The 25,347-nt window shown below is 72.6% G+C and carries 21 protein-coding genes and 2 tRNA genes; 14 read left to right on the top strand and 9 right to left on the bottom strand.

The features are described from left to right. The 3 genes from ABD879_RS24645 to ABD879_RS24635 form a co-directional block, all read left to right on the top strand. Positions 1–1,421 (top strand): SseB family protein (locus ABD879_RS24645; protein WP_345023976.1); only part of this gene is annotated, 1,421 nt, incomplete at its 5' end. Then, positions 1,418–1,786: a hypothetical protein gene (locus ABD879_RS24640; RefSeq protein ID WP_345023975.1), complete on the top strand. Its 369-nt coding sequence runs from the start codon at positions 1,418–1,420 to the stop codon at positions 1,784–1,786. The genes ABD879_RS24645 and ABD879_RS24640, both read left to right, overlap by 4 nt. A gap of 184 nt (positions 1,787–1,970) precedes the next feature. Then, positions 1,971–3,005 (top strand): hypothetical protein, encoded by a 1,035-nt coding sequence (locus ABD879_RS24635; RefSeq protein WP_345023974.1) that lies wholly within the window; start codon positions 1,971–1,973, stop codon positions 3,003–3,005. A gap of 39 nt (positions 3,006–3,044) precedes the next feature. Here ABD879_RS24635 and ABD879_RS24630 read toward each other — a convergent pair whose 3' ends face one another. Together ABD879_RS24630 and ABD879_RS24625 are read right to left on the bottom strand one after the other, a co-directional pair. After that, positions 3,045–3,875, bottom strand: a complete 831-nt coding sequence (locus ABD879_RS24630) for a TrmH family RNA methyltransferase (RefSeq protein WP_345023973.1) — start codon at positions 3,873–3,875, stop codon at positions 3,045–3,047. Between the two features lie 162 nt (positions 3,876–4,037). Further along, positions 4,038–5,036 carry an endonuclease/exonuclease/phosphatase family protein gene (locus ABD879_RS24625; protein WP_345023971.1) on the bottom strand — a complete coding sequence of 333 codons (999 nt, stop codon included), beginning with the start codon at positions 5,034–5,036 and terminating at the stop codon, positions 4,038–4,040. Positions 5,037–5,299: 263 nt separating this feature from the next. On the opposite strand from ABD879_RS24625, the gene ABD879_RS24620 reads away from it, so the two are divergent. The 3 genes from ABD879_RS24620 to ABD879_RS24610 all read left to right on the top strand — a co-directional run bounded on the left by ABD879_RS24620 (position 5,300) and on the right by ABD879_RS24610 (position 11,564). Continuing rightward, a complete protein-coding gene (locus ABD879_RS24620; protein ID WP_345023969.1) occupies positions 5,300–7,747 on the top strand; it encodes a substrate-binding domain-containing protein in 2,448 nt (815 codons plus the stop codon). Between the two features lie 420 nt (positions 7,748–8,167). Next, positions 8,168–9,784, top strand: a complete 1,617-nt coding sequence (locus tag ABD879_RS24615; RefSeq protein ID WP_345023968.1) for a sigma-70 family RNA polymerase sigma factor — start codon at positions 8,168–8,170, stop codon at positions 9,782–9,784. Positions 9,785–10,043: 259 nt separating this feature from the next. Next, positions 10,044–11,564, top strand: coding sequence for an RNA polymerase sigma factor (locus ABD879_RS24610; RefSeq protein WP_345023967.1), 1,521 nt, complete (start codon positions 10,044–10,046; stop codon positions 11,562–11,564). A 40-nt stretch (positions 11,565–11,604) separates the two neighbouring features. Here the strand turns inward: ABD879_RS24610 and ABD879_RS24605 are convergent, their stop codons facing one another. Beyond that, positions 11,605–12,720, bottom strand: coding sequence for a phosphotransferase family protein (locus ABD879_RS24605; protein WP_345023966.1), 1,116 nt, complete (start codon positions 12,718–12,720; stop codon positions 11,605–11,607). A 452-nt stretch (positions 12,721–13,172) separates the two neighbouring features. Between ABD879_RS24605 and ABD879_RS24600 the strand changes: the two genes are divergently transcribed. After that, on the top strand, positions 13,173–14,084 hold the full coding sequence (locus ABD879_RS24600) for a hypothetical protein (RefSeq protein ID WP_345023965.1): 912 nt from the start codon (positions 13,173–13,175) through the stop codon (positions 14,082–14,084). Here ABD879_RS24600 and pdxR read toward each other — a convergent pair. Next, positions 13,987–15,423 carry a MocR-like pyridoxine biosynthesis transcription factor PdxR gene (pdxR, locus tag ABD879_RS24595; RefSeq protein WP_425549654.1) on the bottom strand — a complete coding sequence of 479 codons (1,437 nt, stop codon included), beginning with the start codon at positions 15,421–15,423 and terminating at the stop codon, positions 13,987–13,989. The genes ABD879_RS24600 and pdxR overlap by 98 nt on opposite strands. Before the next feature lie 69 nt (positions 15,424–15,492). Here pdxR and ABD879_RS24590 point away from each other — a divergent pair, with 69 nt between their 5' ends. The 5 genes from ABD879_RS24590 (at position 15,493) to ABD879_RS24570 (ending at position 18,001) form a co-directional block, all read left to right on the top strand. Beyond that, positions 15,493–16,143 carry a pyridoxamine 5'-phosphate oxidase family protein gene (locus tag ABD879_RS24590; RefSeq protein ID WP_345023964.1) on the top strand — a complete coding sequence of 217 codons (651 nt, stop codon included), beginning with the start codon at positions 15,493–15,495 and terminating at the stop codon, positions 16,141–16,143. 204 nt (positions 16,144–16,347) lie between these two features. Then, on the top strand, positions 16,348–16,956 hold the full coding sequence (gene orn, locus ABD879_RS24585; RefSeq protein ID WP_285495443.1) for an oligoribonuclease: 609 nt from the start codon (positions 16,348–16,350) through the stop codon (positions 16,954–16,956). Between the two features lie 81 nt (positions 16,957–17,037). Continuing rightward, positions 17,038–17,113, top strand: a tRNA-His gene (locus ABD879_RS24580). Between the two features lie 153 nt (positions 17,114–17,266). Then, complete coding sequence (locus tag ABD879_RS24575; protein ID WP_345023962.1) at positions 17,267–17,839, top strand: response regulator transcription factor; 573 nt, start codon at positions 17,267–17,269, stop codon at positions 17,837–17,839. Positions 17,840–17,928: 89 nt separating this feature from the next. Continuing rightward, positions 17,929–18,001: transfer RNA gene (locus ABD879_RS24570), tRNA-Lys, on the top strand. A gap of 232 nt (positions 18,002–18,233) precedes the next feature. Here ABD879_RS24570 and ABD879_RS24565 read toward each other — a convergent pair. The 5 genes from ABD879_RS24565 to ABD879_RS24545 form a co-directional block, all read right to left on the bottom strand. After that, entirely contained in the window at positions 18,234–19,841 is a 1,608-nt protein-coding gene (locus ABD879_RS24565) for a tyrosine-type recombinase/integrase (RefSeq protein ID WP_345023961.1), read from the bottom strand. Between the two features lie 2 nt (positions 19,842–19,843). Beyond that, positions 19,844–20,050 (bottom strand): helix-turn-helix domain-containing protein, encoded by a 207-nt coding sequence (locus ABD879_RS24560; protein ID WP_345023960.1) that lies wholly within the window; start codon positions 20,048–20,050, stop codon positions 19,844–19,846. A gap of 271 nt (positions 20,051–20,321) precedes the next feature. Then, a complete protein-coding gene (locus tag ABD879_RS24555) occupies positions 20,322–20,873 on the bottom strand; it encodes a recombinase family protein (RefSeq protein WP_345023959.1) in 552 nt (183 codons plus the stop codon). A 441-nt stretch (positions 20,874–21,314) separates the two neighbouring features. Continuing rightward, positions 21,315–22,223 carry a TRM11 family SAM-dependent methyltransferase gene (locus ABD879_RS24550; RefSeq protein WP_345023958.1) on the bottom strand — a complete coding sequence of 303 codons (909 nt, stop codon included), beginning with the start codon at positions 22,221–22,223 and terminating at the stop codon, positions 21,315–21,317. Beyond that, the gene (locus tag ABD879_RS24545; protein ID WP_345023957.1) at positions 22,220–23,125 is read right to left on the bottom strand and encodes a hypothetical protein; all 906 of its coding nucleotides are present in this window, start codon (positions 23,123–23,125) and stop codon (positions 22,220–22,222) included. Before ABD879_RS24545 ends, ABD879_RS24550 begins: the two co-directional genes overlap by 4 nt. Positions 23,126–23,572: 447 nt before the next feature. On the opposite strand from ABD879_RS24545, the gene ABD879_RS24540 reads away from it, so the two are divergent. Further along, the gene (locus ABD879_RS24540; RefSeq protein ID WP_345023955.1) at positions 23,573–24,364 is read left to right on the top strand and encodes a hypothetical protein; all 792 of its coding nucleotides are present in this window, start codon (positions 23,573–23,575) and stop codon (positions 24,362–24,364) included. Positions 24,365–24,603: 239 nt separating this feature from the next. Then, positions 24,604–24,945, top strand: coding sequence for a pilin (locus tag ABD879_RS24535; RefSeq protein WP_345023954.1), 342 nt, complete (start codon positions 24,604–24,606; stop codon positions 24,943–24,945). Positions 24,946–25,347: the final 402 nt, after the last annotated feature.

The raw sequence follows: 25,347 nt of genomic DNA, 5'->3' as shown, positions 1-25,347 counted from the left end.
GCCCGCCGGAGCAGCCGCTGCCGCCGGAACCGCAGCACGGCCCCGACCGGCCGCCGGTGCCCGAGCCGCACGCCGCCGATCCCGCGCAGGGCGCGGCGCCGCGGCCCGCCGAGCCTCCGCAGGCGGCGGGAGCCACGCAGGTCACCTCCCCGATGGGCCTGCCGCCCGCGCCGGAGCCGCCCCAGCAGCCCGGCCCGCGGCCCGTCGAACCGGTGTCCGCCGCCGGGGCGCCCGGCCCCGAGCCGGCGCCCGAACACCGCCCGCGGCACTCGGCCGGCGAACCGGAGTTCGAGCCGGGCAACCGCATCGACCAGGAGCTGTACGAGGCGGTGCAGAGCGGCGACTCCGACGCGTTCCTGCGCGTGCTGCTGGCCGCCAACGTCCTGGTGCCGATCCCGCAGGACGCGCCGCTGGAGGTCACGCCCGTCCAGCGCGACTTCCGCTGGGAGGCGGCGCTGCGCGGGCCGTCCGCCGTGCAGGTGTTCACCTCGCTGGTGCGGCTGCGGGAGGTGCTGCCGGAGTCGCGGTTCGTGTACGCCGACTTCCGCGAGCTCATCGCCGCCTGGCCGCGGGACGACTGGGCCATGCTGCTCAACCCGGGCACCCGGATCGGCGCTTCGCTGACCGGCGACCAGGTCCGGTCGCTCAGCGAGTGGGCCGTGCGCGTCGGGCTCGTCCAGCCGCGTCCCGAGCCCTCGGCGCCGCCCGCCGCCGGCCCGCTCGACACGGCTCCGCAGTCCTTCGCCTCGCCCCCCGACGCGCCGCCGCAGCCGCAGCAGCCGGAGGCCGCCGCCGAACCGGAGCCGGAACCGCAGCCGCAGCCCTACGCGCAGGCGGCCCGTCCGGCGGTGCCCGAACCCGACCCCGAGCGGACCGCGCAGCCCGTCATCATGCAGAAGGTCGTCCCGCACGGCCACGTCGGCTGGTACCTGGAGCAGGGATACGACCGGGTGGGCGGCTTCGTGCATCCCACCGTGGACGTCGCCGAACTGCAGACGCCGATGCAGCTGTACGAGGCGCTGGGCCTGCTGTACGAGGGGTCGCCGTTCAGTCCGGGCGACGAGGGCGTGTACGTCATCCGCTGGCCGGCCTACTGCCCCGACCTCTACCGCATCCCGTTCGGCGGGCAGACGGAGGAGGAACTGGCCGCCTGGGGCGACTCCGGCTGGGTCATCGAACGGGCGCCGTTCCTCGGCGGCGGGTTCGCGCCGGGCAGCGCGGGCTCGATCCGCGAGTACAAGGTGGACAGCGTGCGCCTTCCCTACGGCGCGGAGATGTACTACCTGGGCATGGACAGATCCGAGCGGTTCGTCGCCATGTACGACCCGGACCAGCTGGCATGGCTGCGGCCCGAGCCCCTGCAGGACGACGGCGCCGGGCCGGACGGCCGCGGCGGCGACCGGACGGAGGCGCCCCGATGATCCGGGACGGATACGTCGCCCGCTGGCTGGGCCGCGAGTTCGAGGCGGTGCCGGGCGCCGACGGCGACGTCCGGCTCTACACGCCCGAACCCACCGACGGGTTCGAGGAGCTGCGGCCGGGCCGGTACCGGCGCGTGGTGCCGGCCTCGGAGATCGAGGACCTGCGGTACGTGCGCACCGTGTGCACGTGGCGCGGCGAGCCGTTCATCGTGGTCGGCGAGCACGAGTCGTGGTTGCGCGTGGAGTACGCGGGCGGCCGCGCGCCGGTCGCCGAACGGCTCGGCCTGGACCGCGTCGACCACGGCGTGTGGCAGGCGTGGGCGCCCCGCCACGAAGTCCTCGACGTGCGCGAGGAACTCGTCTGACCTCGCGGTAGTCCGAGTAGTAGGCAAGCCGCGCCGGGGTGCCGCAGCGAAATGAAATCACGGGCATCGGGGTTGATTTGGATCGCCGATCCGTGTTCGCATGATGCGGAATACGCGCTTGGGGTGAGCGCTGCCCCGGCGTCACGGCGGTCAACGACGACTAACCGACGGAGGTGCGGGAGCGGTGCTCTCCCGATCGGCAGGTAGTCCGCTCGTCCTGGGGCTCGCCGCCGCGGCCATCCTCGCCGTCGGCGCGACCCCGGTCCTCGCCGCCGACGACGCTCCGGAACTTGCAGTGAAAATCACCGCGTCCCCCGGCACGACGGCGGAGGCGGGCGAGTTCGTCACGCTCAGCGTGACCGTGATGCCGGCGAACGAGGAGGCGCAGGACCTCAAGGACGTCACGGTCTCGTCCGTCACCCGCACACCGGAGGACAACACGATCCTCGAACCGGAGTGCCCCCCGGCAGACTGCACGATCGAGGTCGGCGATGAGAAGCCGACCACGGTCGCCAAGGTGACGGCCAAGAAGAGCATCACCGAGAAGACCGATGTCGACGTGGTGGTGCAGATCGACTACCCGGATGTCGGGGGCAAGGCTGATGAAACGGAGCAGGTGACGCTGACCTTCACCCCGTCTTCGGAGCCGTCGCCCAGTCCTAGCCCCACGCCCACCCCGACGCCCACGAAGTCGCCGACCGCGTCGCCGGGTAAGGGGAAGAAGCCCTCCGGCAACGAGGACAGCAAGGACAAGGACGACGACAACGACAACGACAGCGGGTCCGACTCGGGGTCCGGGTCCAGCTCGGGGTCCGGCTCCGGGTCCAGTGGGAGCAGCGGGAGCAACTCGTCCGGGTCGAGCTACACGCCGCCGTCGCCCAACGCGTCGTTCACGCCGCCCGCGAGCCCGGGGGTGTCGCTGCCGTCGATCGCTCCGCCGAGCCCCTCGGTCGCACCGGGGCAGTCGTCGCCGACGCCCGAGAGCAGGCTGCGCAACAACAAGGCGCCCGTCGCGCAGGACCTGACGTTCGAGCAGATGGCGAGCACGCAGGTGGCGTGGCTGGCCGCGCTGCTGGCCGCGTTCTCCGTGCTGCTGACGCAGCTGCGGCTGGGACGGCGCCGCGCCGCCGGCGCGGCCGCGGTCGTCAGGGGATCGGCGGCGCCGAAGCGCTCGAAGGGCGCCCACCGCAGGCCCCGCCGGGGCGTCTTCGGCAAGTGACGACGCCGCACGGAGGCGGTGCCGCGGGCCCGTCGCCGTTCAGCGCATGAGGGCGTGGCAGGCGATGGCCGCGGCGGCGACCACGTTGAGCGAGTCGACGCCGTTGTCCATGGCGGCGGGGCTCATGGGGATGCAGACGGGCTGGTCGGCCTCGTCCAGCCAGCGTGACGACAGCCCGTCGCCCTCCGAGCCGAGCATGAGCGCGACCCGGTCGGCCCGGTGCCGCGCGGCGGCGGACAGCGCCTTGTCGAGGGGGACGGCCGACTGGTCGGGGGTGAGCGCGAGCAGGGTGAAGCCCGCCGCGCGCAGCTCCGCCAGGCCGTCGCGCCAGGACGTCATGCGGGCGTAGGGGATGGCGAACACCGCCCCCATCGACACCTTCACGGACCGCCGGTAGAGCGGGTCGGCGCAGCGCGGCGACAGCACCACGGCGTCCACGCCGAGCGCGGCGGCGCAGCGGAAGATGGACCCGACGTTGGCGTGGTCGACCAGGTCCTCCAGCACCAGGACGCGGCGGGCGCCGGTCAGCAGGTCGGCCACGGCGGGCAGGGGCAGCCGCCGCATCGAGGCCAGGGCGCCGCGGTGGACGGGGAAGCCCGCGATGGCCTCGACGGTGGCGTCGTCCGCCACGTACACGGGCGCGTCGGTGCGTTCCAGCACGTCGGCGAGCGGCTCCACCCAGCGCTCGGCCATCAGGAACGAGCGCGCCGGGTATCCGGTGCCGACGGCCCGGCGGATGACCTTCTCGCCCTCGGCGATGAACAGCCCGTGCTCGGCCTCCAGGCTCTTGCGCAGGTTGACGTCGCGCAGCCGCACGTAGTCGGCCAGCCGCGGGTCGGCGGGATCGGAGACGGTGACGAACCGGGCCATGTCCCAATTCTGCCGCCTCCGCGCGACGGCGCCGTCACGCACCGCTCCCGCACCGCCGCCCCCGGACCCCGCGGCCGACCGGATACGGCCATCCCGGTCGGCCGGATCAGGTCACCGCCGCCGGCGTCCGCGGCGTCCGAAGACGGCCGACGCGTCCGGCGCCTAAGGGAGCCGGATCTCGGCGTAGACGGCCCGGTGGTCGCTGCCGGGCAGGTCGTGCACGGCGACGCGGCGGACGGCGCACCGCCGGTCCACCAGCACGTGGTCGATGGCCAGCGGGGGACGCGACGAGCCAAGCCCCCAGGTCGGGACGAGCCCGGCGCCGACCCGGTCCGCGGCGTCGGCATAGCCGCGTTCGATGAGGCGGCGCAGCGAGGCATGGTCGAGCGTGGCGTTGAAGTCGCCCGCGAGGATCCGCACCGCATCCGTCCCGCCGGACCGCGCCGCGGCCGCGGCGGCGGGCAGTTCGGCGAGGTCGTGGCGCCACTGGCGGAACGCGGCGGCGGTCAGGGGCGGCACCGGATGCACGGCGGTGACCGTGGCACGGCGGCCGCCGGGGAGGGCGACCTCGGCCTGCGGGGTGGCCGTCGACATGCCCGAAGGCGACTGCAGTGCCCGCAGCGGATGGCGCGCGTAGAGGCCGGTACCGGAACCGCCCGGTCGGGCGTCCACCGCGGCGTGGGGCAGCAGGCGTGTCAGCCCGGCCCGGTCCAGGCGGTCGCGCGCCTCGGGCGTGAGTTCCTGCAGGCTGAGCACGTCGACGCCGGAGCGGCGGACGAGGTCGACGATCCGGGCGGGGTCGGCCCGGCCGAGCAGCAGGTTGGCGGTCAGCACCCGGACGACCGGCCCACGGGCGGCGGGGTCGCCGCCGCCCACGGCGCGCGGCAGCACGGCCAGTGCCAGGGCGGCCGCGACGACGGTCGCCGCGAGCGCCGCCCACCAGCGGCGCAGCACCAGCGCGACCAGCACCGGCAGCGGTGCGGCCGCCGCCGCGTACGGGGTGAAGGCCAGCAGCTGGGAGGACGGCGCGCCCAGACCGGGGAGCCGGTCGCCCCCGGCGTAACGGAGCGCGGCCCACAGCCCCCACGCGGTGACGCCCGCCCAGGCCGCGACGGCGCCCGCGCGGCCGACGATGTTCGGCGACGGCGCCGGCCGCCGCATGCTCGACTCGCCCAACGATCCCCCGATGGCCGTCCCTGCCGACAGTGCCCCCGCACTGGGGACGATCCGGGTCGCGATCGGGTTGCCGGTGCCCGGTATCGGGCCGGACGCGCATGGTGACCGTCCGGCCGAAGCGACGACAGCCAACCGGCCGTACGCTCATGACCTGCGAATGTAACAATAATGAACCTTTTGTAACCTCCCCCTCGTACTACTACAGTGCCGGGGAACATCGGTGGGTTTCTGGTGAATCGAGGACAGCCGTGACCGGACGTCATCACAGTGATCTCCCCGAGGAGCCTCGGGGCGACGATGGGATCGACCCGTCCAGGCCGGTCTTCGGTCCGGCGAACGACGGTTCCGCCGACTGGTTCGCGCCGCGTCCGCAGCAGGCACCGCAGGCAGGGCCGGGCGGGCCGCCCGGCGACCCGGCCGCCGGTGCGGCGCCGGGAGCCTCCGCGGGCGGCGCGGAGACCCCCGACTGGTTCACCCCGCGGCGGTCCGGTGAGCAGCCGGTGTTCGGCGCCGGCGGCTTCGGCGGCGCCTCCGACGCGGGCGGTTACGGGCTCGGGCGGTCGTCGGCGTCCTCCGACACCTACGGCTTCCCGGCACCGGAACCGCAGGCGGGGTCAGGCGGCGGGCACGCGTCACCCACCGGCGCGCAGCCGCCCGCCGCGGCCCCGGGGTACGGGCGGTACGAGTCCATCCGCAGTTCGGACGGCGGTCCGACCGGCTACCCGGGCGGCGGTTCCGGCTCCGGCGGCTACGGCTCCTCCGGTTCGGGCGGCTACGGCTCCTCCGGTTCCGGCGGTTACGCTTCCGGCGGCTACGGCGGCAGCGGCTCCGGCGGCCATGCGAGCAGCGGCCCGAGCGGCCCCGGCGGCCCCAGCCCCGGCGGCCCCGGTGCTCCCGGCGGCGGGTCCGGCGGTGACAGCGGCGGCGGTTCGGGCGGCTACGGCGGCGAGTACGACGGCAGGCGGCGCAAGAAGCGGCGCAGCGCCGGCGCGCTGATCGGGCCGATGGCCGGGGCGGTCGGGCTGGCGCTGCTGCTCGGCGTCGGCGTGTACGCGTTCGCGGAGATCAGCGGCGGCTGCGACGACGGCGACGCGCTCGTGCTGGACGTGGCGGTGTCCGCCGACATCCAGCCCGCCGTGGTGAAGGCCGCGCAGCGCTTCAACGACGCCCGGCACAAGGTGGACGGCAAGTGCGCGCAGGCCAGGGTCGCCAAGGCCGAGCCCTCGTCGGTCACTCCGCTGCTGTCGGGGCAGGCGGTGCCGACGGCCACCAACCGGCGCCCCGACGTGTGGATCCCCGACACCTCGCTGTGGACGTCGCTGGTCCGCTCGTCCGACAAGGGCAAGGACGCCGTCCCGGCGACGGCGGGCACCTCGCTGGCCAGCAGCCCGGTCGTGGTGGGCATGCCGCGCACACTGGCGACCAAGCTGCGCAGGCAGGGCATCACCGCCAACCCGTCGTGGGACAACCTGCTGAACGCCGCGGGCGGCACGCCCGGCGGCGCGGTGACCAAGAACCAGGTGATCCCGGCCGGCACGGTGCGGCTGCTGGTGCCGGACCCGACGCGCAACGGCGCCGGGATGGGCGCCCTGATGGTGACCAGCACGCTGCTGACCAACGACCCCAACCGCGACTCGATCTTCACCGGGATCGTCCGCACGGTGCGCGAGAGCATGGTGCCGACCGTGCAGGCGCAGTTCACCCGGTTCCGCAAGGGCGGCACCGGCCGGCAGCCGATCTCGCTGTCGTCCGAGCAGGCCCTGTACGCCTTCAACCGGACGGGCCCCGCCGAGCCCGCGGTGGCGATGTACCCGGTCGAGGGCACGCTGTCGCTGGACTACCCGTTCACCGTCGTCACCGGCGACGCCGCCGAGCGCAAGGCCGCGCGGCTGCTGGAGCGGGAGCTGACCGGCGCGGAGTCCCGCAAGGAGATGCAGGCGCTGGGCTTTCGCACTCCGGACGGCAAGGCGCCCGCCGGGTTCGGGTCGAGCGTCGGGACGAGCACGGCGCGTCCCCGCAAGCTGCCCACGCCGAAGGACTCGGAGGTGGCGCGGGTCATGCAGGCGTGGTCGAAGCTGACGCTGGGCCTGCGCATCCTCACCGTCATCGACGTGTCGGGCTCGATGGCCGAGAAGGTCGGCGACAACACCACCCGGCTGCAGGCCGTCGCGCAGCTGTCGCAGGGCGGGCTGAGCATGATGTCCGACGACACCGAGCTCGGCACGTGGGTGTTCTCCACCAACCTCAACGGGAAACAGGACTGGCGGGAGATCGTCTCGCTCGGCCCGCTCGGCGAGCGGGTGGGCTCCAGCACCCGCCGCAACCTGGTGCTGTCGAACCTGGGGCGGATCCAGCCGCGCGGCGACACCGGCCTGTACGACACGGTGCTGGCCGCGTACAAGATGATGAACGAGACCTACAAGCCCGAGTTCGGCAACTCGATCCTGCTGCTGACCGACGGCAAGAACGACGACAGCGACGGGCCCACGCTGAAGCAGACCCTGTCCCGGCTGAAGTCGATGATCGATCCGAACAAGCCGATCCAGGTCAACATGATCGGCTTCGGGCCGGGCACCGACCGCAACGAGCTGGAGCAGATCGCCTCGCTCACCAACGGCGACGTCGAGGTGGCGCAGACTCCGCAGGAGATTTCCAAGATCTTCCTGAAGATGCTGTCGCGCCGCATCTCCGACTGAACCCGGGGGCGACGTGCGACGCCCGGCGGACGGACGAGGTTCCGTCCGCCGGGCGTCCGGCTTTTCGGGGCGCCGCGCCGCGGTCTTTCGCCCGGGCCGGCCCGCGCGGGAGAGGCGTCACCGCACGTCAGAGGACGTCCGGAGCGGCTGGGACGGGGGCGCGGACCCGAGCCGGAAGGGACCGGACGGATTTTTCGAGATTTGTTCGTCGGAGGTGTCAACCGGGGGCGGGGGTCGGCCGTCATCTATACGGAGGCCCGACGGGGAGCGGGGCCGTCGGGCCTCCAACCTTCCCCCCGTGTCCCGTGGCGGGGCCGGGCCCATGAGGTTCCGGAGGAGAGCACGGCACGGCTCGCAAAGAGAGCAGTCACGGACCGTCCGGTGGTCGCGGTGCCGACGTCTCAGTTCGCGGGAGGATGCGTGTCCCCTTGGCCCAGTCTCGATCGCGGGGACGATCTCAGGCTCGCCCGGTTCCTGGCCGCCGACGACGGCGCCCCCGAGGACGACACCCCTGGGGACGGCGCCGCGGACGGCCCGCGCCCCCTTGACCCGATCGAGTCCCTCGCGCGGGTGGTCGACCGCTACGCGGCGCGCCTCTACGACTACGCCCACGCGCTGGTGCGCGACCAGGAGACGGCCGCGCGGGCACTGCACGACGTCTTCCTGCAGGCGTATGCGCACGCCGGGGTGCTGCGCGAGCCGGTCAGGTTCCGGTCCTGGCTGTACGCCCTGGTCCGCAACGAGTGCCTGCGCCGCCGCGCCCAACCGGACTTCCCCGCCGAGCGCCGCGAGGCGCCCGAGGTGGAGGACGTGTTCCTGGACGCGCCGGAGCGGGCGCAGCGCTTCGAAAGCCGCCGGCTGGTGCACGGCGCGCTGGCGGGCCTGCGCGGCGCCGAACGCGAGGCGCTCGACCTGCAGCTGCGGCACGGCCTGGAGGCGGCGGAGGTCGGCGCGGTGCTGGGCATGGACGCCCGGCAGGCCGCCGACCTGACCGGCGCGGCGCGGCAGCGGCTGGACGACGCCCTGGCCGCCGCCGTGGTCGCCCGCGAGGGGCGGGAGGCGTGCCCGCAGGCGGCGGAGCTGACCGCGGACGCCGATCCGGAGCGGCATCCGGCGCCCGCCCTGGCCCGCCGGCTGCTGAAGCACATCTCGCACTGCGCGACGTGCACCGAGCTGCGCTACCGGCGGGTGTCGACGGTGCGGCTGCTGCAGGTGCTGCCGGTGGCGCTGCTGCCGTCGGAGCTGCCGTCCCGGGTCATGGCGACCGCGACCGCGCCGGGGTCGGCCGACGCCCTGGCCGCGGCGGCCGAGCGCGCCGAGCCGTTCGACGCCCGGGGCTGGCCGGTGCCGGTGGCGCGGCTCCGGGGACTCGCCGCGCACGGCCGGGGTCCGGTGCCCGGGCCGCTGCCGGTCGCGGCCGCGGCGGTGGGGCTGCTGCTGATCGTGACGGGCGCGTTCATCCTGCTGCCGCTCGAATCCGGCCAGCGCACCGGGGCGGTCCCCGGGAGCACCCGCGCGGCGCCGGACCCGTCCGCGTCCGGCGCGTCCGCCGAGCCGTCGGCCGAGCCTTCGGACGAGCCGTCGTCGAGGTCGCCGTCGCCCGAGCCGTCCGCGACGCCCACCACGCGCTCGCCCGGCCCGTCGCGGTCGTCGGCGAGCCCGACGCCGCGGACGTCGGCGGGGCCGTCGCGCCGCACGCCCTCGCCCACCCGCGCGGCGGCCGGGCGCCTGGCGGTCGCCGACTGCGCGATCCCCGCGGGGCAGCTGTCGTGCCCGGTGCCGGTGCGGGCGATGGGCGGCCCCGTGGCCTGGGCGGTCATCGGCACGTCGGGAGGGGTGAGCGCCTCCGGCGGCGGGCGGCTGCTGGGCGGCGGCAAGGCGAGCGTGACCGCGTCGCGCCCGTCCGACTGCCCGCCCGGGACCCACTCGGGCAGCGTGCGGTTCGCCCCCTCGGGCACGGCCACCGTGACCTGGACCTGCCCGGAGGTCCCGGAGGACGACTCCCCGGCCGGCGGCGCCCCCGCCGTGGAGGGCTGAGGAGGCGTTCTCCGGCGGTCCCGCACGCGTGCCGGAACCATCATCGGCGCCGTGACGAGACTCAGATCACAGCACGTCCGAAAACCGCCCGCCCACGTGGCGAAATGACCACGGAGCGTGCCGTCTTGCGGTCTCTTCGGTCCCGTATGGATCTGAAATCTCCCGAATTTGATGGCAGGATCTGGCACCCAGAGTCGGCCGACCGGCGTCGGGGCTCGCTTGCGGGGATGTTCGGATCATCGAGCACGGGAGGATCGTCGTGGCCGCTGGGCCTGCACAGGGGCGCTTCGATGACCCCCGGCTGGCGGAATCACTGCGGGTCGGGGACGTCATCGCGCTGTCGGAGGTGTACGACGCCTACGCGCCCCTGCTGTTCGACTACTGCCACGGTCTGCTGCGGGACCGCGTCGAGGCGGCGGGGGCGCTGCGCAACGTCATGGTCTCGGCGCGCGAGCACGTCGGCGGGCTGCGGACGCCCGAGCGGCTGCGCGGCTGGCTGTACGCTCTGGCCCGCAAGGAGTCGCTGCGCCGCCGCGACAGCCCGTCCCGGCATGTCGGGCAGGAGGCGGCCGAGGTCGACGACGGGGAGCTGAGCGAGGAGCAGTTCAAACGCCGCGAGGAGCGGCGGATGCTGGCGCTCAGCGCGCTGGCCGCGCTCAGCGGGCGCCAGCGCGAGGCGATCGACCTGGCGGCGCGGCACGAGCTGGACGCGGTGGACCTGGCGGGCGTGTTCGGCGAGTCGGCCGAGGAGATGGCGGTGCTGCTCGGCGAGGCCGAGGCCACGCTGGAGGCGGCCGTGCGCGCCGCGCTGGTGGCCCGCAACCACTGGGAGGACTGCCCCAGCCTGTCGGCGCTGACCGAGAGCTGGCCGCTGTCGAGGCAGTCGGCCCGTTCGGTGATGCGGCACGTGGCCGGCTGCCCCACCTGCGGCGAGCGGGACACCCCGCGGCTGCCGGCCGACCGGCTGCTGGCCGTGCTGCCGGTCGCGGCGCTGCCCGCCGACCTGCGGCTGGACGTGCTGGGCGCGGCGACCGACCCGGAACGGGCCGACAACCGGCGCGCCGTCGCCGCCTGGGCCGAGCCGTTCGACGAGCGGGGCTGGCCGCTGCCCTACCAGCCCGCCGCCTCGCGCGCCCGCGAACGCGAGTCGCCGCGGCGCAGGGGGCCGGTCCTCGCCGCGCTCGCCGCGGCGGTCGCGGCCGTGGTGCTGATCGGCGGGTCGGTCGCGGCGTTCACCGGCGGCGACTCCGACTCGCCGGGCGGCGCGAGCGCCCTGCCGAGCGGCGGCTCCTCGTCCTCGTCCTCGTCCGGAGGGGACCCGTCGCAGCCGGCGGGCGCCCCCTCCGTCAAGGCCAGTGCGACGGTCGGGAGCGCGTCGCCGTCGCCGGCCGGCAGCAGCGCCAGCCCGTCGGCGTCCGCGTCGCCGTCGAAGTCGCCGACGCAGGCGGCGACGGCGACGCCCAGCCGGACCCGGGCCCCCGCGTCCCGGTCCCCCGAGCCCGACCGCCCCCGCACGCCCCAGCAGGGACGGCTGGCGATCACCGGCTGCGACATGGACCGGGACGAGGCGTGCACCGTCACCATCAGGGCCGTCGGCGGGCCGGTGGACTGGGCGGTCACCGGCACGTCCGGCGAGCTGTCGGCGAGCGGCTCCGGTCACCTGGAGGCCGGCGACAAGGCGGAGGTGCGGGTGTCGCGCACCAACGGCTGGTGCTGGAGCGAGAAGACGGGCTCGGTGTCGTTCTCCCCGAGCGCCACCGCCTCGGTCACCTACTGCTGACGCCCGCGCCGCGCGCCGCCGGCCGCCGGGAGGAGGCCGCCTACCAGGGCGAGCCGGAGTCCAGGATGCGGTGGGCGCGGGAGACCAGGACCGGCACGGCGTCGCCGATCTGGTCGAACCCCTCCCCCACGGTGGCGTTCTGCAGGAAGCGGGCGTGGATGCCCTCCAGGATGACCGCGAGCTTGAAGCACGCGAACGCCACGTAGAAGTCGATGTCGGCCAGGTCGAACCCGGTCAGCGCGGCGTACCGCTCGGCGAACTCGCGGCGCGTGGCGAACCCGGGCGCCGTGGTGACGGACGCGCCGACCGGCAGCCGCTCGCTGTCGGGGTCGTCGGCCTGCGCCCAGTACACGAGCGTGAGCCCCAGGTCGGACAGCGGGTCGCCCAGAGTCGACATCTCCCAGTCGACGACGGCGGCGATCCCCGGGGCCGGCTCCAGCCGCACCAGCGCGTTGTCCAGCCGGAAGTCGCCGTGCACCAGGGCGGCGCGCCCGCCGTCGGGGAGCCGTTCGGCCAGCCGCGCGGCCAGGCGGTCGTACTCGGGGACGTCGTGGACGGCGCCGGCGGCGCGGACGGCCTCCTGCGAGGCGTCCCACTGCTTGCCCCAGCGCCGCAGCTGCCGCGCCATGTACCCGTCGGGGCGGCCGAAGTCGCCCAGGCCCACCTCGTCCACGTCCACCAGGTGGATCGCGGCCAGCGCCTCGACGAGCCGTTCGCTGAGCCGCGCGGCCTGCTCGGGGGCGAGCCCGGCGGCGTCCTCGGCCTCGCGCAGCACCCGCCCCGCCACGTGGTCCATCAGGTAGAACGGGGCGCCGATGACGCTCTCGTCGTCGCAGAAGGCCAGCGTCGTCGGCACCGGCACGCCGGTGCGGGGCCCGAGCGCCGACAGCACCCGGTACTCGCGTCCCATGTCGTGCGCGGTCGGCAGGACGTGGCCGAGGGGCGGTCTGCGCAGCACCACCTGCCGCCCGGCGCCCGGGCCGCCGTGCCCTCCGTCGTCCAGGACGATCCGGTAGGTGAGGTTGGACCTCCCGCCGGAGATCAGCTCGACGGCGGTGATCCGCCCGCTGCCGGGGAGCGTCGTCGCCAGCCAGCCGGCCAGGCGGGGGACGTCGATGCCGGGGACCCCGGCCGGAAGTTCAGCGTCAACGGTCATGACGCCCTATTAGAACGCGGCTCGGTGCGCGGTGTGAACCCCACCCCCGCCCAAGCGGCGGCGCCGTCCATGGGCGCGTCAGGGGGCAGGTCGCGCGCTGCGGAAGGTAAATCTCCGGCCACTTCCGGCCGTTTGCGCGGAAGAAATTCTCATACCCTGGGAACGCCGGTTTGCTCCCCGGTGACCGACTCGTCACCGGGGCACGCTCTGGCCGGTATGTACGAAACCGTAACAGGAGGTGGATATGCCAGTGCGGAAGGGTACTGATCCGGATCAATAACATCGGATCTCGGCGATCCGGATCCGCACCGCCGCGGCAGCCCGCGGCGGCGGGCCGGGCTCCCGCCGCCCGATCCGGACGACAGGTAGAGGGACTAGACCAATCTTGGGCCACTCCGCCCGATTGGGGGGGACGCACCGTGGCAGACGCATGGCTGCCAGGAGCCGGACGCATGCCGGCACGACTCGACGGCGGCGCGCTGGGGGGAGGTGCTCCCCGCGTGGTATGGCTCACCAGCGAGTCCGACCCGCGTCTGGTGTCGGCCAGGTCGGTGGCGGCCGACCTGGCGCGCGAGGCGCGGCCCGCGCACCTGGTGTGGAACCCCGGCTCCGGCGAGGTGGTGCAGCAGGTCCCCATCGTCCGGGCCGCCCGGGCGCTCACCGGCCGCGCCGGCCGTGAGGGCCGGATCTGCGCCCAGATCATGGTGGTCGGCCAGGCCCGGGAACCGTTCACCACCGGCCTGCTCACCGGGCTCGAAGAGATCATGCGCTGGCTGGACGCCTGGGGCGTGCCCCGCCGCTGGCCCGCCGGCCCGCCGCTGCCGTCCCCGCAGTCGTACCACTCCGGCCGCTCCCGCCGCGACTGGGCCCGCGGCGGCCATTACGGCGGCTCCCAGGTGCCCGACACCTCCCGCCCCGACCCGGGCGCCATCGACATCCACCGCGTCACCGGGCCGGACACCCCGATCACCGCCGTCCCGCACCCGCGCGCCGTGCCCGGCTCCGAGCCGGCCGCGGACCTGCCCCCCGCGGGCACCCGCATCGCCGCGCACCGGCCCGGCGAACCCGTGCCCGCCTCCCTGCACGCGGCCGAGCCCCTGCGTCCGGCCGAGACGCTGCGCGGGTCCGATCCGGCGCGGACGTCCGACCCCCTGCACCGGCCGGGCCACTCCCGCGAATACCTGCCCGCGCTCGTCGCGCACGTCGCCGCGGTCGAGCCCGTCGCCGGACCGGGCCCCGGCCCGGCCGGCTGCGACGACGTGCCCGCTACGCGGGCGGCCGCCAGCGCGCCGCTGCCCGCCCCCGGGCACCCGCGGCCGGCGGCCGTCCCGCAAGCTCCCGAACCAGCGAGCATGCGGTCCTGAGCTCGGCCGCGGACGCGGCGGCGCCATAGCCGATCACCAGCCCGGACACGCGGACCGGTCCGGCGTGGTGGCGGTCGAGCGTGTCCAGCAGCACGCCCCGGCGCGCCGCCTCGGCCGCCACCCGCGCCGCCTCCGGCCGCGGCAGCTCCACCACCAGGTGCAGCCCGGCGGTGTCGCCGCGCAGCCGCAGCCCGTCCAGGGCCTCGGCGACCACCGCGCGGCGCCGGGCGTACTCGGCGCGCATGCGCCGCACGTGCCGGTCCAGGTCGCCGCGCTCCAGCAGCAGGCGCATCGCCTCCTGCGGGACGACGGCGGTGCGGTCGTTCAGCCCGTCGCGGCGCGCGGCGACCGCCTCCACCAGCTCGGGACGCGCCACCAGCCAGCCGACCCCCATGTCCGCGGTCAGCATCTTCGTGGCGGTGCCGAGGTAGACGACCATGTCGGGATCCAGGCCGTACAGGGCGGGCAGCGGCGCCACGTCGTAGCGGAACTCGCCGTCGTAGTCGTCCTCGGCGACGAGCGCGCCCGTCCGCCGCGCCCAGGCAAGCAGCGCCTGCCGGCGCGGCACCGGCAGCACGCCGCCCAGCGGGTACTGGTGCGACGGCGTGGTGTAGACCAGGCGCAGGCCGCCCGGGAGCGCGTCGACGATGAGCCCGTGCTCGTCCACCGGGCACGGCACGAGTTCGGCCCCGCGCGCGGCCAGCACCGTGCGCGCCTTGACGTACCCGGGCTCCTCCACGCCGACGCGGTCGCCGGGCCGCAGCACGGTGGCGGCCAGCAGGTCCAACCCGTTGGTGGCGCCCCGCGTGACCAGCAGGCGGCTCGGCGGGCAGGCCACGCCCCTGCTGCGGCGGACGTAGTCGGCCAGCCCGGCGCGCAGGGCGGGCAGCCCGCGCGGGTCGGGGCGCATCGCGGGCGGCACGCTCGCGGCGAGCCGCCACGCGCGCCGCCAGGCGGGGGTGTCCAGCGCGCCGACCCACGGCACCCCGGGCCGCAGGTCCGTCACGCCCTGTTCCGTGCGTTCCCAGCCGTCCCCGCCGCCGGTGTCGAACGGCACGGGCGCCGCCTCGCCCGCAGGCGGCGCGATGTCGGTGACGTAGGTGCCGGAGCCGTGCCTCCCCTCCAGCCACCCTTCGGCGTACAGCTGCTCGTATGCCTCCGTCACCACCGTCCGGCTGACCTTCAGCTCCGCCGCGAGCGCCCGGGTGGACGGCAGCCGCTCCCCCGGGGCCACCCGCCCCTCGCTCATCGCCGACCGCAACTGCCGCGCCAGTTGGACGCTCATCGGCTCGGGGGCGGAACGGTCGACCGTCAGCGGCAGGGTCGGTCGGGTCGGCAAAGTGGTCTCCTGCGATCGCTGTCAAGTGGCTCTACAGGCCAGGCCACTTCCTTCCTACCGTACGGATCCATGAGCACAACGCCCCTGTCCCCCACCGACCGCACCATCCTGCGCCGCAACCGCGCGCGGGCCCGCACCGACCGCTCCGCGCTGTACGAGATCCTGGACGAGGGCCTCATCTGCCACCTGGGCGTCGTGGTGGACGGCACCCCGCGCGTGATCCCCACCGCCTACGGGCGCATCGACGACACCCTGTACGTCCACGGCTCCACGGGCGCCGCCAGCCTGCGCGCCGCCCCCTCCCAGGAGATCTGCGTCACCGTCACCCACCTGGACGGCATCGTGCTGGCCCGCGCCCTGTTCCACCACTCGGTGAACTACCGCAGCGCCATCGTGTACGGCGTGCCGCGCAACGTCACCGACCCCGACGAGAAGCTCGCGGGCCTGCGCGCCATCACCGAACGGCTGGCCCCGGGCCGATGGGACACCGCGCGCCGCCCCACCCCCAAGGAGATGGCCGCCACCTCCGTGCTCGCCGTCTCCCTGGAGGAGGCCTCGGTCAAGACGCGCGAGGGCGGCCCGAACGACGACGACGAAGACTACGCCCTGGACGTGTGGGCCGGGGTCCTGCCCGTCCACCAGGCGTTCGGCGACCCCGTGCCGGACCCCCGGCTGCGCCCCGGAATCCCCGTGCCGCCCGACATCGCCGGCCGCGCGTAGAAAGTCCCCGCCGCCCGCCGGGGTCCGGTTGATCATTGCCCCTGGTCGTGTACCGCCACCGAGCGTCATACCCTGGCTGCGTGTACGTGTTGGTGAAGCCCGGAACTGCGGCCGGCGACGGCGCGTCCGGCGGGCTCCACGGGCCGGGCGCCCGCCCGCCGGAGTGGACTCACCACAGAGTCATCGCAGGTGAGAGGGCATGAAGTGAACGAGCGTCTCGTCTGGATCGATTGCGAGATGACAGGTCTCGACCTGCGCAGCGACGCGCTGATCGAGATAGCCGCGCTGGTGACCGACAGCGAGCTCACCATCCTCGACGAGGGTATCGACGTGGTGATCAAGCCTCCGGAGGAGGCGCTCGCCGGGATGTCGCAGGTGGTGCGCGACATGCACACCACGTCCGGGCTGCTGGACCTGCTGCCCGGCGGGGTCACCCTCGCCGAGGCCGAGGAAGCGGTGCTCGGCTATATCCGCAGGCACGTCCGCGACGCCAAGAAGGCCCCGCTGTGCGGCAACTCCATCGCCACCGACCGCTCGTTCCTCGCCCGTGACATGCCGGCCCTGGACGCCCACCTGCACTACCGCATGGTGGACGTCTCCAGCATCAAGGAACTGACGCGCCGCTGGTACCCCCGCGTCTACTTCGCCAGCCCGGAGAAGAAGGGCGGCCACCGCGCCCTGGCCGACATCACCGAGAGCATCCAGGAGCTGCGCTACTACCGCGCGACCGTCTTCGTGCCGCAGCCCGGCCCCGACTCCGAGACGGCCCGGGCCCTGGCGGCCGAGATCGCCGCCCCCTCGGCGTCCGGCTGAGCCCGGCCGCCGAAACCCTGTGGCGAACCACCCGCCCGGAACCGCTACACTTTCTTCAGCCGGGATGCGCTCCCGGCCGCGGTGGGTGTAGCTCAGTCGGCAGAGCACCAGGTTGTGGTCCTGGGTGTCGGGGGTTCAAGTCCCCTCACTCACCCCACGAGAAGGGCCCGGCCGCCTCGGCGGCCGGGCCCTTGCCGTTGCCGCGGATCACCCTCATCTTGACCAGGCTCGTTGGCTCTTGATGATCGGCCGGTTATGCTCCGACCCTATAAATGACAATGACACCCCAAGGGCGACCGCCGGAGACGGGATGAGTGTCGACGAAACGGCCCCGCTGCGCGTACTGGTGGTGGACGGCAACCCCCACGAGCGCGCGGAGGTGGTCGCACTGCTGTCCGACAGCGAGGAACTCCAGGTCATCGCGGAGACCGGGGACGGCGGCGACGCCGCCCGCCTGGCCGAGGAACTGCGCCCCGACCTCATCCTGCTGGACGCGTCCGCCGCCCGCCAGGCGGCCTTCCTCAGCCGCTCCTCCCGCGTCTTCGTGCTGGCCTCCCCCGACGACCAGGGCGCGGTGGAGGCCGCCATCCGCAACGGCGCCTCCGGCCACCTGGTCCGCGGCTCCTTCACCGTCCGCGACGTGATCCGCGGCGTCCGCGACGCCAACCGCGTCAGCCTGGGCCTGTCCGCCCGCGAGGCCGAGGTCATGGACCTCATCGCCAGCGGCCGCTCCAACGGCGAGATCGCCCGCCAGCTCTTCCTCAGCGAGAAGACCGTCAAGAACCACGTCAACCGCATCTACTCCAAGCTCGGCGTCAGCTCCCGCGCCACCGCCATCGCCCTGTGGCGCGGCATCGTGAGCGTCATGCCGGCGAAGGAGTAATCGATTCGCACTGGTCCGCCGGTCCTGCTAACCTTCTGGGTGTCGCCAGGGAGGGCGACCTCCCGGAGGGGGGCAACTCCCAACGACAAGCGCCGTTAGCTCAATTGGCAGAGCAGCGGACTCTTAATCCGCGGGTTCGGGGTTCAAGTCCCTGACGGCGCACCCGCCGTACGCTGGGCATTCGCGAAAATGTCGCGGATGCCCAGCGGCATTTATGCACCGCTTCGTCCCCCTGGCTGCTCCATGGCTGCTCGCCGCCCTGGACCAAGCCACACCACCCGTTTTCCCGGTCGCGAGCGACACCGCCCAACATCCTGACGGCCGTAGCGGCCCCTGTGAACACGTGTCGGCCCGCCCCGGGACACCACCAGGGCGGGCCGCGGATACGGCGCTGTCAGGCCAGCGTGGCCACCTGTTGTCCGCCCGTCGGGGTGGTGGGCTGGTGCGGGTCGGCGTTCAAAATGACCGCGGCGGCGTCCTCCGCCGACTGCCGGCCCAGCTGCGGCAGCAGACTGGTGTAGGTATCCGCCGCGATGCTGATCGAAGACAGCCGCAGGGTCTCCTGGACGACCTTCATGTCGTACCCGGCCGCCAGCAGGAACGACGCCGCACCATGCCGCAGATCGTGCAGCCGGATCGGCGGCAGCCCCGCCTCCATCGCCAACCGCTCGAACTGATCGGTCACCTGGTTGGGCACCAACGGCCGACCGGTCTCGGTGGTAAACACGAATCCGGTCTCGGTCCAGGCGTCCCCGGCGGCCAGGCGTTCAGCGTTCTGCCGCGCCCGATGGGCTCGCAGAACTTTGACCGTGGAGGCATCCAGGCTGATGCTCGCCTCCCCCGCCTCGGACTTGGGCTTGCCCTGGATGGTTTCTGCTCCGACCTGGGTGAGCTGCCAGCGGACGGTGGCGGTGCCGCAGGTCAGGTCCAGATCGCTCCAGCGCAGCCCGCACGCTTCACCGCGCCGGAGCCCACGGAACGCGATCAGATGGAACAGCGCATACAACCGGTGCCGTTCGGCGCTTTCCAGGAACCGCTTGGTCAGGGCCGGGGTCCACACCATCACCGGGGACGGACGGGGCGCGCCGATATAGGCGTCCAGCCGATTGATCTGGGTGCCCTGGGCGCGGTTGGGGTCGGCCTCCCACTGGCGCCTGCGGCGCGCGTTCACCTCAGCGGTGTAGACGGCAAGGTTCTTGCGCCATTCGGCAATGCGCTCCTCGGTCCACACCAGCGCCTTGGGCGCCCTGCCCGAAGGCAGCTCCGCCAGCGCGGCGGCGTTGATTTCGATCAGTCGCTGTTTGATCGCCTTGTTCAGCGCGCTGCGCAGCGTCGCGCGGATCCGCTGCTTGGTCGCCGCCCCGACCACCCGCCGCCCCTTCACCCGGGCCCGCAGCTCGGGATCACCGGACTCGCGGGCTTGGACGATCAGTTCGTTGAGCTCGTCGATGGCTTCGAACATCCGGTCCACGTCGGCTACCCGCAACCGGTCCAGGCGGATGTCACCCAGGTGCGGTTTGAGATAGAGGTGGATGTGGTTGGCGTAGCTGCGCCGCGTGCTCTCACGCAGGGCCTTGCGTCCGGCCAGCCACTGGTCCAGGTACTCCCCCACCGTGATCGACCGCGAAAGGTCCTGCCCGGCCCGAACCTTGCGCCGCACCTCCTCGGCGGCGGGGAGCTGCTTGGTCGCCCGGACGGTGGCCACGATCAGGTCGGCGATCTGCACAGCGACAGCGGCGTCGTCCGCCGCGATGGCGAGCAGTTCCTTGACCTGGTTCATCTCGGCCTCGGCGGCGTCCTGGCTGGCGTATCCGCCGCGGCGCAGCGGACCGCGCCGACTGCCATCACTATTGGGTGGCAGCTCCAGCTGGTAGTTCCAGGTGCCATGAGTGGTGCTCCATCGACCGTCGGCGCGGCGCAGCTTCGGGCACCGATTCCCCAGCCTCTTTCCCGTCTCGTCCCGGCATCCGCAGATCTTGAAGGTGCGCCCTTTGGCAGCCATGCTCATCTGTCCTTTCGCCGCGACGCCGACCGCCGCGAGCGTCTCGCGGTTTCCATGCCCAGGAATGCCTGAAGGTCGGTGGTGCGGACCCGGTAGCTGCGCCCCACCCGCCAGACACGGCACGGGAACTCGCCGGTGCGAGCCAGCTGGTAGGCCTTGGTGCGCCCGATCCCCAGCGCGCGACTGGCCGTGAGCAGGTCGATGGTCACCGGCAAGTTGCGGACCTCTTCGGCTGACAGACCACGAGTCATGGTGCGTCGACAGCGTCGTCTCGGCCGCCGTGTCGAGAAATGGGGACGCTCGACGCGCTGACGGCAAGGACGGTCGTGGTTGGTCTTGGTAGAGGGATCGGTCATGCAGCGTCCCTTCGCTGAGTGTGCAAGTGATCGTGTGGAGTCGAGAGCAGGCAGCCCGGCCGCATGGGACGGCCTCTAGAGGCCGTCCCATGCGGCCAGCTGGCTCGGAGAACTACTCAGCCCTTCAGTGGTCCGAACTTCGAGGCCGTGGGAGGGGCGCGCCGATGACGACCTTGACCAGCAGCAGCTGGGCCAGGTTGTCAGGGTCGAGTGCACCCTCGATGCCTGGGGCCCACAGCGTCTTGCGGTGCTGGCGCAGGAGTTCGACGACGTCCCACACACTGGTGCTGCCGAAGGTGGCGGCGCTGAGGTCTCCGATCACCACGGCGTCGAAGGTGTCGGTGGTGAGGGCGTCGATCAGCGCGCGGGCGTGGGGCCGCTGTCCCCAGGGCCGGTGGGTTTCGGGTGGAATGTCGGCGGTCCAGTGGCGGGTGTAGGTGTCGAAGTACTCGGCGACGATCTGTCCGCCGCACGGCTTGATCACCTCCTGGGCGACGGCGCGTTGCTGGGCACGCTGGACGTGGGCGATGCGGCCGGTTTCAGCGCGTTGCGGCGTGCAGCCATAGAAGGCAAACCGCACCGCCGTGCGCGCCTTTTCACCGTGAGCCTCGGTACCGGTCCGGTTCGGGTGGTCGGTCCTCTTGAGAGAGCTGCCCTCAGGCCTGGTGGATGACATGGCTCTTCCGATCGATCGTGGCTGGTCTGCATTCATGACCGCTCCGCACAGGAACGTCCGACAACCTGGCCGCGCCGAAAAGAGCGGTTGCGACTCTTGTGGCTCGCGGCAAGGTGCGATGTCCAGCCAAGCGCCGTACACCGCCCCTCACCGTGCCGCCATAGAGGCGGAACGAGTGCGCGCCAGGAAAACCCCGCTGGACGGTCGCGAACGGCGGCGGTCACAAGCGCATGCACGCTTGCCTCAAACGTGAACGTCAAGGCGCAACCGGCGCCCGCACCTCCAGCACGAAGCCTTTCCGGCACGGACATCACAAAGTGCGCGGCAGAAAAAGGCCATGGCGATTGCAGTTAGCCCTGCTGATCGCAGGAGACGACACCCGAAGCGCCCAAGTCGGCAGCGATTCTGCCAACAAACGACGCTCGGCTGGGCTTTGGTCACTCACTCGCGATCTGCGTTGAGGTCAGTGATGCGCTGGAATACCAGCAGGTCCTCGTGCGCGGTCGCGCAGGCGGGGATGCCTTTGTCTCGGGCGCGGCGGGTCTCGAGCATCTGGAAGAAGGAGGCCCGATTGACGAGGCGGCCGTCACGCAGTCCACACAGCAGGGCCACGAGCCGATCGGTCAACACGAGCCCGGAACGCTCCGCGGTCTCGGCGACACGTCCGGGAAGGTCGATCAGCTCGCCTCTGACGCGGATGGGACGGACGGTGACAGCGACCACCCCGAAGGGCTGAAGCAGCTCAGCGCAGCCGGTGAGGATGCGTCCGAACCCGTCCAGCAGCTCATCGAGGCCACAGTGGGCGAGGTTGCCCGGGTCGGTGGAATAGCGGTAGTTGGTCTTCTCGATCTTTCCGCCGCCGTTGTCACGTCCGGATCTGACGTGCCCGTGCGTGTGAGATCCATAGGGCGGCGAGGTCAGCACGAGCGCGACCTTGCCGCCCAGTTCGGCGAACACGGTGGCGATGTTGCGCGCGTCCCCGCACACCACCCGTGCCGTCCCCGTGGCACCTTGGGTCTGGGCGTGCCGCAGGTTCCGCAACGTCAGGTGTGCGAAGTCGGATTCGTACTCCATGCCCGCGGCGTCGCGGCCCAGGTGGATCGCCTCCACCAGCGTCGTTCCGATCCCGCACATGGGGTCGAGAACCAGCTCGCCAGGGCCGGTGTAGTCGGTGATGACGTGGGCGGCGATGGCGGGCAGCATGCGGGCCGGGTGCTTCATCGACTCGGGCACGTACCGGCCTTGGCGCTGTTGCCGGGAGGGTCGTTGCGCGGTAGCCAGCACCGAGAGCCTCGGACGGGCCGACACGCACAGTTCCTTCGCGGACTGTTGGACGGCGGCGTTCTTCATCGGTCTGCCCCTTGGCCGCCGGTACGGGCTGCGGGTGGTTTGGTGAACAGGCACACATCGGCATGCACGCTGACAGCCGGCGGCAAGGCACGCGATCTGATGTCACGAAGCTGTGCCACTTGTGTAGGGCTGGCCTGTACGAGAAGTTCGTCGCCTTGGACGGGGACGCGCAGGGCGATGACGTGCTGGGAGTAGCGAAATCCAAGTGTTCTGGCCTGCCGGATGATCTGGGGTGCCGGGTCGACCAGGCGTCCCTTCTCGTGCCGGGATGTGGTGATCAGGGCGAGGTGGCCGCCGCGGCGCAGGGTACGCCAGGCCGCCAAGAGGAAGCCGTCGATGCGCAGTTCGCTGCTGGTCAGGGCGTCCGACAGGCAGCCCGGGCACCGACCTGCACTGGTCGGACTGCCGAGAGAGTATGGGGGCGGTGCCGCGATCACCAGGGCCACCTCGCCGGCGAAGTCGGCCAGACCGCGATGCATCTGATCGGGTCGGCAGGGACGCATCGCGATCCGCGACAGCTGCTGTGGTGAGCAGTCGGCGCGAAGGCGTCCACCGATGTGCCGAGCCAGCGGGAGATGGGGCACGCAGGCGATCGCCCGCCGGTCGAGTTCGGCGGCCGCACGCAGGGTGGCGTCGCTGGAGGTGAACGCCTCGGCCACGACACCGCCTTGGGGCGTGCAGGTGGAGATCAGCTGGCGGGCGAGCTCGGTCCCCACAGCTCGCGTGTGACGCAGACACAACTCGGTCTGCTGGTGATCTTGGCTCGCAGTGATGGTGCCCGCTTCGTGGGCGGTGTCGGGACACAGCCAGACCGTCAGCGGTAGCAGCTGCCGATTCTTGGCGTTGACGCCCGCCCGCCGGTTGTTCGGGTTCGAGGACCCGAAGCTGGGTGGCGTGTTCATCGTGCGGTGACCCGGAGCGGTCACTCGATCCCTGTCGCACCTCTAAAAGCCCTGCCGGGCAGAATCATTCCGAGCGCCTCTCGTAAAGAGTCCGCCAAACACCTGGACGAATCACCAGAGTAGGACGCTTGTCTCCCTCAACGCCTAAGGTAGGCATTTCTTCTCGATGCGTGGATATGTGATCGACGATTCAACAATCCTTTACGAGCGCGCTTTGGCGCTGCAGTCGTGGCTGGTCAGCTCGGGTTTTGGGACTTGTCCCATGTTTACTCAGCGGTCCAGTCACCTCCCCCGCGCCCGGGGTTCTGCAGGTCAGAGGTGAAGCTGAGGGTTGCAGGAGCGGAGCGAGGACCTCGAACCGGCCCCGAAAAGACCCCGAGATAGTCCCGAACGAGGGTGGAGGACTGGCGGCGTCCGATCACTCCGCTCAGCATTGAGGGGCCTGTCATGCACTCCAACCTCACCACGACCGAGCAGCAGTACGACGCCGCGCGGTGCAACGCGCTTGATCTCGCCGACCAGCACTTCAATCTCCTGGTGAGCGGCCCGTCGCCGCTGGCCCTTGATGGGGCGGTGATCGGGCATGGTCTTCCTGCCCGGGACATCGATCTGCGGGAACTGCGGGCACTCCTGCTGCATCCGGCCACGGAGCTGTCCGCGCGCGACGCCGCCTGGCGGGAACTGGTCCGCCGCTCCCGGTCGGACGGGCCGGCGTGGACGATCGGCTGTGTCGGGGTGGCCATGCCCGGGCTCAAGCAGATCGCCGCACGTCTGCTGCGCGGCCTGTCCGCAGCGCACGCCGAGGACGTCATCTCCACGCTCTTGACCGCGTTCGTCGCCGGTCTGGCCAGCGTCGACCTGGAGCGTCACTCGGTGGCTCCGCGGTTGTTGTGGGCGGCCAAACGCGCCGCCGTGAAGACCTGCCGCCAAGCGGCCAGCTGCGTCCCCCTCCCCGCTGAGACGCTGTCGGTGATCGCTCCGCGTCCGGCAGGCGGGCATGAGGATTTGGTGCTCGCCGACGCCGTCCGTCAAGGCGTCATCACACCCGAGGAAGCGGAGCTGATCGGGGTCACGCGGTTGGAGAAGGTTCCACTGAGTGCCTTTGCCCGTGAGCGTGGTGAGGTGCCGCGACGCTTGTACGACCGGCGTGAGCGGGCCGAGAAACGGCTCACCGCGGCCATTCAGGACGGCAAAGTCACGGCCAATTCTGCTGGCCTGGATCGGAATCTCTGCTGGTAGCCGGGCTTTCAGAGAGCGACGAGGAAGTCCGCGGGGCATCGCGACGGCCCGGCTGAGGCGGCCGCTCGATCCCCGTTGCACACCGCTCCTCCGAGGACCTCGAAGGAGGGACACCCGCAAGCCCGGCCATCGCGGCCCTGCGGACTTCCCTGGCCCAGGCATTTCCTCCGGCTTCGTCAACTCGTGGGAGTTGCTCAATGCAGTCAGATTCGTCTCGGTGGCGCTCGGCGTGGCGAGGGGTGAGCTGGATCCGTCTCACCGGTGCCGTGGCGCTGTGGTCTGCCGGTATCGGCGCCTGGGTGGCGTTGGTGCCGCAGGTGGCTGACGCGGCCACGAACCTGGTCGCGGTCGCCGACCTCAACCAGGTGATCACCAATCTGCGGAACGTGCTCGTCGGCCTGTTGGTGGGGTTGGCGACGCTGTTCGCCACCATCGGCGGCGTCCGCTACATCTTGGCCGGAGGCGATCCCGGCGAAGTGGAGGCGGCCAAGAAAACCCTTAAGTACGCGGCGCTGGGCTACGGCATCGCGGTCCTGGCCCCCGTGCTGGTGCAGATTCTGAGAAAGATCGTGGGGGCATGAATGGCCAGCCCTCGTCCCAGGTGCTGGCTCCTCCTGGTGATGGTCCTGGCTGGCGTGATCGGTGCCGCGCTGCTCGTCACCGGCGTCAGTCCAGGCCTTTGGCAGACTGCCGCAGCCAGCGCGAGAGTGCATGTGGCGGCTGCCCCCGCGTCGCCCGAGCCGTCACCGACCACACCGACCGCCAGTCTGAACTCCGCACCAGCGGAGACGCCTGGGACCGTGGAGCCGGGCAAGTGGGTGCAGGACCCCGGCTCCCCGTTCGACAACATCGGCACACCGCGCAAGAAGTGCGGCTTCGCCGACCTTGCGTGCATGGCCGGCGACGCGGTCACCGGATGGTTTCGGGACCTAGGGCGTGTCCGGTGGATCATGCGTTGATCCAGAACAAGGCGGTGACCAGCA

Origin of the sequence: Actinomadura keratinilytica (assembly GCF_039539665.1) — a bacterium.
Classification (GTDB): Bacteria; Actinomycetota; Actinomycetes; order Streptosporangiales; family Streptosporangiaceae; genus Spirillospora; species Spirillospora keratinilytica.
Note: the sequence above shows the minus strand (reverse complement) of the source record. Positions and strands in the feature narration are given on the sequence as shown.

Excerpts from the sequence above, each read along its gene's own strand:
- ABD879_RS24640 (WP_345023975.1), top strand. The coding sequence starts at position 1,418 with ATGATCCGGGACGGATACGTCGCCCGCTGGCTGGGCCGCGAGTTCGAG.
- ABD879_RS24630 (WP_345023973.1), bottom strand. The coding sequence starts at position 3,875 with ATGGCCCGGTTCGTCACCGTCTCCGATCCCGCCGACCCGCGGCTGGCC.
- ABD879_RS24625 (WP_345023971.1), bottom strand. The coding sequence starts at position 5,036 with ATGCGGCGGCCGGCGCCGTCGCCGAACATCGTCGGCCGCGCGGGCGCC.
- ABD879_RS24605 (WP_345023966.1), bottom strand. The coding sequence starts at position 12,720 with ATGACCGTTGACGCTGAACTTCCGGCCGGGGTCCCCGGCATCGACGTC.
- ABD879_RS24600 (WP_345023965.1), top strand. The coding sequence starts at position 13,173 with ATGCCGGCACGACTCGACGGCGGCGCGCTGGGGGGAGGTGCTCCCCGC.
- ABD879_RS24590 (WP_345023964.1), top strand. The coding sequence starts at position 15,493 with ATGAGCACAACGCCCCTGTCCCCCACCGACCGCACCATCCTGCGCCGC.
- ABD879_RS24575 (WP_345023962.1), top strand. The coding sequence starts at position 17,267 with ATGAGTGTCGACGAAACGGCCCCGCTGCGCGTACTGGTGGTGGACGGC.
- ABD879_RS24565 (WP_345023961.1), bottom strand. The coding sequence starts at position 19,841 with ATGGCTGCCAAAGGGCGCACCTTCAAGATCTGCGGATGCCGGGACGAG.
- ABD879_RS24555 (WP_345023959.1), bottom strand. The coding sequence starts at position 20,873 with ATGTCATCCACCAGGCCTGAGGGCAGCTCTCTCAAGAGGACCGACCAC.
- ABD879_RS24550 (WP_345023958.1), bottom strand. The coding sequence starts at position 22,223 with ATGAAGAACGCCGCCGTCCAACAGTCCGCGAAGGAACTGTGCGTGTCG.
- ABD879_RS24545 (WP_345023957.1), bottom strand. The coding sequence starts at position 23,125 with ATGAACACGCCACCCAGCTTCGGGTCCTCGAACCCGAACAACCGGCGG.
- ABD879_RS24540 (WP_345023955.1), top strand. The coding sequence starts at position 23,573 with ATGCACTCCAACCTCACCACGACCGAGCAGCAGTACGACGCCGCGCGG.